This is a genomic window from Paraburkholderia ultramafica (genome assembly GCF_902859915.1).
Classification (GTDB): Bacteria; Pseudomonadota; Gammaproteobacteria; order Burkholderiales; family Burkholderiaceae; genus Paraburkholderia; species Paraburkholderia ultramafica.
On sequence record NZ_CADIKK010000142.1, the window covers coordinates 1 to 1,167 of the forward strand.

The 1,167-nt window shown below is 59.2% G+C and carries 1 protein-coding gene; it reads right to left on the reverse strand.

Annotated features, from left to right (window positions below; translation table 11 throughout):
- The coding region (locus HV744_RS36580) for a porin (RefSeq protein WP_175154086.1) at nucleotides 1-1,163 on the reverse strand (1,163 nt) is incomplete at its 3' end.
- Nucleotides 1,164-1,167: the final 4 nt, after the last annotated feature.

The following is a 1,167-nucleotide window of genomic DNA, read 5'->3' on the forward strand; positions in this document are numbered from 1 at the left end:
AACTTGTGACGGATGCCCACGGTTGCCGCGACCTGGTTGGAGGTCGACGAAGGAGAGAACAGGCTGATGTTTGCAACCGCCGGTGTGCCGGTGGAGTCGGTGCCGGAGGCGTGCTGGTAAATTCCGGTCAGGTACAGGTCGGTACGCCTGGAGAGGAAGTAGTCGGCGCCAAGTGCCACCTGATGGTATTTGGCTTCGTTGACGCCGTAGCCCTTGGTGTAGTCGTATGCGAGGCCGAGCAGCAGGGCCGTCGTCAGCTGGTACTTGAAGTTTGCTTCCGCGTTGTGGAACTTTGCGGTGCCACCCGCGCCGGTGGCCGGCAGGCCAGGCAGGGTGCCGATGTCCTGGAACTGGGTGTTGCTATACGTCGCGCCAACAGTTGCAGCGCCGAACGTGTACGCTCCCCCGGCAGCGACGACCTGCTGTGTTCCAGCTGACGCATAGCCCGAGTAGACCCGGCTGCCGGACATGTTCGACGCCGTGGTACTGGACGTCGCATTGTTGCCGAAGAAGGAGAAGTTCGGATCTTTGACGTTCAGGTAGGCTGCACCAAGCTGCAACGGCCCGTTACTGTAACCGGCGCCCACAGACCAGATCTGGTTGCGGTTAAATTGACCGGCGACACCGCCCAGGCTGTAGAGGCCGCCAAACTTGAAGCCAGCGAAATCGTTGCTGGTGTACTTGATGGCATTGTTGACCCGGTTCGTGTTGAGCATGTTGTCGAGGTCGCCGGGGTGCGAGCCGTAGTAGGTCGCCCACTGCGCCGCGCTTCCGAAGATGCCCGTATAGTCGACCACCGAGTCATACTGGCGGCCCAGTGTCACTGTGCCGAACTGCGACGACGAAATACCCACGAAGGCCTGACGTCCGAACAGGTCTCCGCCCTGACCGAGCCGGCCGTTCACAACACTGAAGCCGTTTTCCAGAACGAAGATTGTCTTGAGCCCGCCACCGAGGTCCTCGGTTCCGCGCAAGCCCCACCGGCTTCCCTGCAGATTGCCGCTCGCCAGCGAATAGAGCTTCGCTCCCTGTCCGTTCGTTGCTACATTGTTCGAATAGACAAACCCAACGTCAATAAGACCGTAAAGCGTTACAGAACTCTGGGCGTGCGCCGGTCCAGTTAGGATACCTAATGTAACAAAAGCGAGAAGTTTATTTTTCATTGAT